At 70.9% G+C, this 6,815-nt stretch carries 8 protein-coding genes and 1 pseudogene; 6 read left to right on the forward strand and 3 right to left on the reverse strand.

Annotated features, from left to right (window positions below; translation table 11 throughout):
- The first annotated feature begins 88 nt into the window (after nucleotides 1-88).
- Together ABDW35_RS28750 and ABDW35_RS28755 are read left to right on the forward strand one after the other, a co-directional pair.
- Nucleotides 89-562 (forward strand): NUDIX domain-containing protein, encoded by a 474-nt coding sequence (locus ABDW35_RS28750; RefSeq protein WP_343717283.1) that lies wholly within the window; start codon nucleotides 89-91, stop codon nucleotides 560-562.
- 5 nt (nucleotides 563-567) lie between these two features.
- On the forward strand, nucleotides 568-1,203 hold the full coding sequence (locus tag ABDW35_RS28755) for an HD domain-containing protein (RefSeq protein ID WP_343717284.1): 636 nt from the start codon (nucleotides 568-570) through the stop codon (nucleotides 1,201-1,203).
- Nucleotides 1,204-1,369: 166 nt separating this feature from the next.
- Here ABDW35_RS28755 and ABDW35_RS28760 read toward each other — a convergent pair whose 3' ends face one another.
- Nucleotides 1,370-2,227 carry a LysR family transcriptional regulator gene (locus ABDW35_RS28760; RefSeq protein ID WP_343717285.1) on the reverse strand — a complete coding sequence of 286 codons (858 nt, stop codon included), beginning with the start codon at nucleotides 2,225-2,227 and terminating at the stop codon, nucleotides 1,370-1,372.
- Nucleotides 2,228-2,346: 119 nt separating this feature from the next.
- Between ABDW35_RS28760 and gstA the strand changes: the two genes are divergently transcribed.
- From gstA to ABDW35_RS28775, 3 genes are all read left to right on the forward strand, one after another.
- Complete coding sequence (gene gstA, locus ABDW35_RS28765) at nucleotides 2,347-2,961, forward strand: glutathione transferase GstA (protein WP_343717286.1); 615 nt, start codon at nucleotides 2,347-2,349, stop codon at nucleotides 2,959-2,961.
- A gap of 24 nt (nucleotides 2,962-2,985) precedes the next feature.
- Nucleotides 2,986-3,579, forward strand: coding sequence for an isochorismatase family protein (locus tag ABDW35_RS28770; RefSeq protein ID WP_343717287.1), 594 nt, complete (start codon nucleotides 2,986-2,988; stop codon nucleotides 3,577-3,579).
- Between the two features lie 61 nt (nucleotides 3,580-3,640).
- Complete coding sequence (locus ABDW35_RS28775; protein WP_343717288.1) at nucleotides 3,641-4,015, forward strand: 4a-hydroxytetrahydrobiopterin dehydratase; 375 nt, start codon at nucleotides 3,641-3,643, stop codon at nucleotides 4,013-4,015.
- 3 nt (nucleotides 4,016-4,018) lie between these two features.
- Here the strand turns inward: ABDW35_RS28775 and ABDW35_RS28780 are convergent, their stop codons facing one another.
- Nucleotides 4,019-4,468 carry a dihydroneopterin aldolase gene (locus ABDW35_RS28780; RefSeq protein WP_343717289.1) on the reverse strand — a complete coding sequence of 150 codons (450 nt, stop codon included), beginning with the start codon at nucleotides 4,466-4,468 and terminating at the stop codon, nucleotides 4,019-4,021.
- 193 nt (nucleotides 4,469-4,661) lie between these two features.
- Nucleotides 4,662-5,804: a succinylglutamate desuccinylase/aspartoacylase family protein gene (locus tag ABDW35_RS28785; protein ID WP_343717290.1), complete on the reverse strand. Its 1,143-nt coding sequence runs from the start codon at nucleotides 5,802-5,804 to the stop codon at nucleotides 4,662-4,664.
- 271 nt (nucleotides 5,805-6,075) lie between these two features.
- Here ABDW35_RS28785 and ABDW35_RS28790 point away from each other — a divergent pair.
- Nucleotides 6,076-6,815: pseudogene (locus ABDW35_RS28790) on the forward strand (ammonia channel protein); the annotation flags it as partial.

Here is a 6,815-nt window from a genome sequence, read left to right on the forward strand (position 1 = left end):
GTCGGTCGAGCGGTAGGCGTCCTCGCGCAGCAGGCCCGGCGTCCGGGGCGGTTGACACCGACCCGTCTCGCCGGGTCATCTGCGGGCCATGACCACGGCCCGACGCACCCTGCCGCGCCTGCTGCACCGCGCCCACAACGCCTATCTCAGGCTGCGCAAGCCGCTGACCCTCGGCGCCCGCATGGTGGTGCGGGACGGGGAGGGGCGCTTCCTGCTGGTGCACCACACCTACCGCCCCGGCTGGTTCTTCCCCGGCGGCGGCGTGAAGAAATGGGAGAGCTTCGAGGCCTGCGCCGTGCGCGAGGCGCGCGAGGAGGCGGCGGTCGAGGTCGAATCGGTCGACCGGCTGTTCGGCGTCTATGCCCATTTCGACAAGCTGCGCTGCGACCATGTCGCGCTGTTCCTGGCCGACCGCTGGCGCCCGTCCGGCGGCCGCCTGTCCTTCGAGATCGCCGAGGCCCGGTTCTTCCCGGCCGACGCCCTGCCGCGCGACATCCACGGCGCCACCCATCGCCGGATCCAGGAGATCCTGGGCCAGCGCAGCATCGACCCCGTCTGGTGACGAACATGACCGAAACCGCCGCCCCTACCCCTGGCGACCGCCTGGCCCGGATCCAGGAGTTCCTGCTGGTCTGCGACCAGTTCAAGCAGATCACCCGGCAGAACTACCTGACCGACGGCAGCCGGCGCGAGACCGATGCCGAGCACACCTGGCACATGGCGCTGTACGCCCTGCTGCTGAAGGATGAGATCGGCTTCGAGGTCGACATCGCGAAGGTGCTGTCGCTGGTGCTGACCCACGACCTAGTCGAGATTTATGCCGGCGACACCTTCGCCTATGACGATGTCGGCCGGCAGGACCAGGCGGCGCGCGAGGCCGAGGCGGCGGTGAAGCTGTTCGGCCTGCTGCCGCCGGACCTGCGCGACAAGGTGCATGGCTGGTGGACCGAGTTCGAGACCGGCGAGACGCCGGAGGCGCGCTACGCCCGCGCGCTCGACCGGCTGCAGGCCTTCGCCCAGAACGTGATGAGCGGCGGCAAGTCCTGGCACGAGCACGGCGTCACCCGCACCCGCACCTTCAGCCGGATGCAGGAGGCGCTGGACGCCGACCCGACGCTGCGGGTGCTGGTGGAGCGGCTGTACGGGCATGCCGACCGGGAAGGCAGCTGGGTGCCGGAGCCGGCTGCCAAATCAGGCGGATAGGCCGGGGCCGCCCCCTCACCCGAATCGCGATGCGATTTCGACCTCTCCCCAAGGAGAGGTGATGGGACCGCTACATTCTATTCCCTCTCCTCGGGGAGAGGGAGGGGCCCATCGCGCAGCGATGGGAGGGTGAGGGGGAGAGCCGCCGTCGAGCGAGTGTCCCGGACTAACTCTGAACCCCCTCCAGCCTCTCCCGATCCTCGGCCAGCGCGGCGGCCAGCCAGTCGGCGACGACCCGGATGCGCGGCACGTCCTTGGCCGGAGCCGGCAGGACGATCCACAGCTCGCGGCTGGCCACCGGCACTGGGCCGGACAGGCGGCGCAGGCCGGGGGCGGAGTCCGCCATGTAGCAGGGGATCACGGCGCGCCCCAGCCCGGCGCGCACCGCGGCCATCAGCTCCGGCCCGCCGGTGACGCGCAGCACCGGGTCGGTGCCGCCGGGCTGCTCGCGCAGCCAGACCATCTGCGGTACGGCGTCCAGCGCCGGCTCCAGCGCGATCCAGCCCTCGACCCCGCCATCCTCGGGCCCATAGACCGCATGGCCGATGCGGACGCCCAGCCGGGCCGCGAGGTCGCCGGAGCGCGGCCGGGCCTGGCGCAGCGCGATGTCGGCGTCCCGCCGCTCCAGGTTGGTGTTGACGTCGGTGCTCCGCACGGTCGGCCGCAGCCCGGGATAGCGGCGCCGCAGGTCGCCCAGGCGCGTGATCAGCCATTCGGCGGCGAAGCCGGGCAGGACCGAGATCGTGACCGGGCCCGACAGCGCCGCGTCGCGGTCGCGCGCCGCGTGCTCGATGGCGATCGCCGCCCGCTCCATCGTCTCCGCCTCGGCGGCCACCGCGGCGCCGACTGGGGTCGGCCGGAAGCGGCGCTCGACCCGTTCGAACAGCGGCGTGCCGAGGACATCCTCGGCGGCGGCCAGGCGGCGCGACACCGTGGTCTGGTCGACCCCGAGCGCCTGCGCCGCGGCCGACGCGGTGCCGTGCCGGGCGAGCGTCAGGACGAAGCGGGCGAGGTCCCAATCCATGTCTGCAGTATTGCAGAATATTCCGGCGGAATCTCGGCTTTCCTGCAGGATCGGCGGCAGCCAAATCTGGGCGCGTGATCCGCCGCGCTCCCTGCGGCGGCCGGATGCCGGAGTGTTCGATGAAGCTGTACTACGCCCCCGACACCTGCTCGCTGTCGCCGCATATCGTGCTGCGCGAGCTGGGCCTGCCCTTCACCCTGGTCCGGGTCGACAACCGGACCAAGACAACCGCCGATGGCGGCGACTTCCTGGCGATCAACCCCAAGGGCTACGTCGCCGCGCTGCAGCTCGATGACGGCCAGGTGCTGACCGAGGGGGCGGTGATCGTGCAATACCTCGCCGACCTCAAGCCCGAGGCCGGGCTGGCGCCGGCGAATGGCACCTGGGAGCGGGTGCGGCTGCAGGAATGGCTGAGTTTCATCACCAGCGAGATCCATGCCGGCTTCAGCCCGCTGTTCAACCCGGCGCTGCCGGAGGAGGCGAAGGCAATCCTGCGTGACAAGCTGTTCCGCCGCCTCGCCGTGGTCGAGGATGCGCTGCAGGCGCGGGACTACCTGCTCGAAGGCGGCTTCAGTGTCGCCGACGCGTATCTGTTCACGCTGCTGGGCTGGGCGCGGTTCTTCGCCATCGATCTCGGCCGCTGGCCGGCGATCGCGGCCCATCATCGGCGCATCGGCGCCCGCCCCTCGGTGGCGGCCGCGCTGGCCGCCGAGACGTCGGCGCAGGCCGCCTGATTCCCTCCATTCGGGAGACGATCCATGCATCCCAAGACCCTGCTCGACCATGCCGGTGCCCGGCTGGAACCCGCTTCCCTGTCGGAGTCGGTCCTGTTGCTGATCGACATGCAGCGCGAATACAGCGATGGCGGGCTGGCCCTGCCGGGCGTCGGTCCTGCGGTCGAGGAGGCCGCGGCCCTGCTGGCCCGGGCGCGGCGCCTTGGCGCGCCGGTCATCCATGTGCTGAACGAGCGCAAGGGCGGGCTGTTCGATGTCGACGGCCCGTTTGTCGCCCCGATCGCGGCGGTGGCGCCGGCGGCCGGCGAGGTGGTGGTGAAGAAGAGCCTGCCCAATTCCTTCGCCGGCACCGATCTGGCGGACCGCATCGCCGCCACCGGCCGCAGGAAACTCGTGACCATCGGCTTCATGACCCATATGTGCGTCGACGCCACCACCCGCTCGGCGGTGGATCACGGCCTGTTCTCGACGGTGGTGGCCGCGGCCTGCGCCAGCCGCGACCTGCCGGACCCGCTCGGCGGCGTGCGGCCGGCGGCGGAGGTGCATCGTGCGGCGCTGACCGCCCTGGCCGACCGCTTCGCCGTGGTGGCGGCGCGGGGGGATGCCATCCGCGACTGACGCGCTATTCTTCCGGAAAGGGGCGGCCGCCGGGGCCGCCCGTCCCACCGGGAGGACCGAAATGGCCGCGAAACCGCATGCCTATCCGCCCGCAGAGGTCGAGACCCGCCTGGCCCGCGACCTGCCGCGCTGGCGCCTGCAGGACGGCAGCCTCTACCGGCGTTACGAGACGCATGGCTGGAAGGGCACGATGCTGGCGATCGGCGCCATCGGCCATCTGGCCGAAGCCGCCTGGCACCATCCGGAGATCGCGGCCTCCTGGGCCTGGGTCGAGGTGCGGCTGAACACGCATGACGCCGGCGGCGGCATCACCGACCGCGACTTCGCCCTGGCCCGCAAGATCGAGGAGGTGGTGGCCTGGCAGCCGGCCCAAGAGGGCACGGGGCTGGACGGCACCCCGTCCGACCCGGGCTTCGCTTACATCAAATACGACTGAGCCTCAGCCCTCGCGGCGGCGCTCGAAGCGGACGCCGATCGACTGGGCCTCGGGGAAGACGTCGAGCTTCTCGACCTCGGCCACCGCGCGCAGCACCATCGGATGGGCCATGGCGAGGTCCAGCACATGCTCGGCGACGGTCTCGATCAGCCGCACATGCTCGCGCTCGGCCAGGGCCTGCAGGCCCTGCACCAGCCCCTCATAGGAGGGGACGCGGTCGATGTCGTCGCCGATGCCGCCGGCCGGCAGCTCGACCTCCATCTCGACGCTGATGCGGACGCGCTGGCGCCGCTCCTCCTCATGGGCATAGACGCCGATCGACATCGGCACGACGAAGTCGCGCAGCCGGATCAGATAGGTCGCCGGGCGGGCGGTCTCGGCGGCCGGAAAGGCGGTCGGCTTCGATCCGGCGCGCGTGACGAGCGGAATCGGGGAACGGTGCGGGGCACTCATGGATCAAGGCTGTCCGATTGGCGGATCCAGGCCGTGGCTCTGCCGGCCGAGGGTCCGATGACGAGGCACGGGCGGTCTGGCCGTGCGATGGCCTCAAGGCCCATCGTGCCGCGATCGGCCGGGGAAGGCGAGAGGAAATGCACGCGCTGCGTGCATGGCTCCCGCCACCCCGGCGAGGCGGATCCGGACCCGATCAGGTCGTCAGCAGGATGGCCCCGCGGCCCTCGATCGGCTCCGCCCCGGCGATCTTGGCGACGATGTCGCCCGGCCGCACCAGGCGGTGCAGCCCCTGCGACCACAGCACCCCGTCGACCCCGGCATTCAACGGCGTGCGCGCCTGCGCCGGGTCGGCCGCGGTTGGGTCGACAATGTCGGCGACATGGTCGCCGCGGCGCAGCCGCGCGCCGAGCGGCTGGGAATAGGTGACGATGCCGGCGACCGGGGCGCGCAGCATCTCGTTGCCGGCCAGCGGCGTCGCCTCGCACCGTGCCGCGGGCAGCGGGCCGGGGTCGCCCGCCACCACGCCGCGGCGCTGCAGGAAGCGGATCAGCGCGTCGGCATCGGCCCCGGCGGTCTCGTCATCGACATCGGCCTGGCCGCGCAGCTCGATCGTCGCCGCCAGGCAGGCGGGCGGCAGCGTCCGCCCGTCCCCGAGCAGTCGCGGCAGCACCCACCAGGGCGAGGAGTTGGCCTCGTCGAACGGGTTGTCGCCGGATTCCTCGGCCAGCAGCACGACCTCGGCCTCGAACTCGCGGGCCAGGTCCTCGGCGTCCGGCCACAGCGGGGTGCCGAGATAGACATGCACCGGTGCCCGGTTGTCGCAATGCAGGTCGAGCACGAGATCGGCGTTGATCGACAGGCCCAGCAGCGTCTTGCGCAGGGCCGCGGTCTCGTCGGCCGGCTGCTGCTCCGCCAGCGCGGCCAGCAGGGCCGCGCGGACCAGCCGGACATCGCGCCCGGCATCGCCGGTCAGCTGGCCGGCGATGCGCGGCGCCACGATCGGCGCCAGATCGGGATAGTGCCGGTTGAAGTTGCCGCGGCCGTCCAGGGCGAAGCGGCCGACATGGTATTCCAGCACCGATTGCGACAGGCCGATCGGGTTGGCCGCCGGCACCACTACGATCTCGCCTTGGATTGCCCCGGCAGCGTCCAGTGCGTCCAGCCGGCGCAGCAGGTGATGCGCGGCCAGCATGCCCGGCAGCTCATCGGCGTGCAGCCCGGCCTGGACATAGGCCTTGGGGCGCGCGCCGGGCTGGCCGTAGCGGTGCACCGTGACGACGCGGCTGGTGCCGAGGGACGGGGAGGGCAGCGGGATCCGGGTGACGCTCTTGCTCATGGCGGCTCTCTGGCTAAAGGCGCGGCACCCTAGCGCGGTCGCGGCCGGATGGCACCCATGCCGGATGGTTAAATTTTAACCAACGTCGAAACCTCTGCTCAAATTTCGGTCAATGCGGGCGTCGTCCGGGCGCCGCGGCCCGGTTCCGCCGGTCTCCGGCAAAATCGGCACGGCACTTGCTTTACCCCTCGGCGAAAGGGCGGTTCGTGCCGGTGCCGAACAGGGCGGCTGCCGACCGTCAGCCGGAAGGACGAAGGCTGGAGACAACTCAATGAAGCGGACGTTTTGGGGACTGGGAGGCGCAGTTTCCGCCTTGCTGATGGCATTGCCGGCGATGGCGCAGGATGCGGCGCCCGCCGCGGCCGCAGCGACACCGACCTTGAACTCAGGCGACACCGCCTGGATGCTGACCTCGAGCGCGCTGGTCCTGATGATGACCATCCCGGGGCTGGCGCTGTTCTATGGCGGCATGGTGCGCAAGGCCAATGTCCTGGCCATGCTGATGCAGTGCTTTGCCATCACCTGTCTGGTCAGCATCATCTGGATGGTGCTGGGCTACAGCCTGGCCTTCGGTCCCGGCGGCTCCTATGTCGGCGACCTGTCGCGGGGCTTCCTGAAAGGCCTCGAGGTCGGCGCGCTGAGCGGGACGATCCCCGAAAGCGTGTTCATGATGTTCCAGATGACCTTCGCGATCATCACCCCAGCGCTGATTGTCGGCGCCTTCGCCGACCGCATGAAGTTCTCGTCGCTGCTGGTCTTCATCACCCTGTGGTCGATCATTGTCTACTCGCCGATCGCGCATTGGGTCTGGCAGTCGAATGGCTGGCTGTTCGGAGCGGGCGTGCTCGACTTCGCCGGCGGCACGGTGGTGCATATCAATGCCGGCATCGCCGGCCTCGTCGCCTGCATCGTGATCGGCAAGCGGCACGGCTACGGCGCCGGCGTGGTGCATGCCTTCGCGCCGCATAATCTGGTGCTCAGCGTCATCGGCGCCTCGCTGCTGTGGGTGGG

It is taken from the genome of Inquilinus sp. (assembly GCF_039594555.1).
Classification (GTDB): domain Bacteria; phylum Pseudomonadota; class Alphaproteobacteria; order DSM-16000; family Inquilinaceae; genus Inquilinus.

Coding starts and splice junctions, on each gene's coding strand:
- ABDW35_RS28750 (WP_343717283.1), top strand. CDS start 89: ATGACCACGGCCCGACGCACCCTGCCGCGCCTGCTGCACCGCGCCCAC.
- ABDW35_RS28755 (WP_343717284.1), top strand. CDS start 568: ATGACCGAAACCGCCGCCCCTACCCCTGGCGACCGCCTGGCCCGGATC.
- ABDW35_RS28760 (WP_343717285.1), bottom strand. CDS start 2,227: ATGGATTGGGACCTCGCCCGCTTCGTCCTGACGCTCGCCCGGCACGGC.
- gstA (WP_343717286.1), top strand. CDS start 2,347: ATGAAGCTGTACTACGCCCCCGACACCTGCTCGCTGTCGCCGCATATC.
- ABDW35_RS28770 (WP_343717287.1), top strand. CDS start 2,986: ATGCATCCCAAGACCCTGCTCGACCATGCCGGTGCCCGGCTGGAACCC.
- ABDW35_RS28775 (WP_343717288.1), top strand. CDS start 3,641: ATGGCCGCGAAACCGCATGCCTATCCGCCCGCAGAGGTCGAGACCCGC.
- ABDW35_RS28780 (WP_343717289.1), bottom strand. CDS start 4,468: ATGAGTGCCCCGCACCGTTCCCCGATTCCGCTCGTCACGCGCGCCGGA.
- ABDW35_RS28785 (WP_343717290.1), bottom strand. CDS start 5,804: ATGAGCAAGAGCGTCACCCGGATCCCGCTGCCCTCCCCGTCCCTCGGC.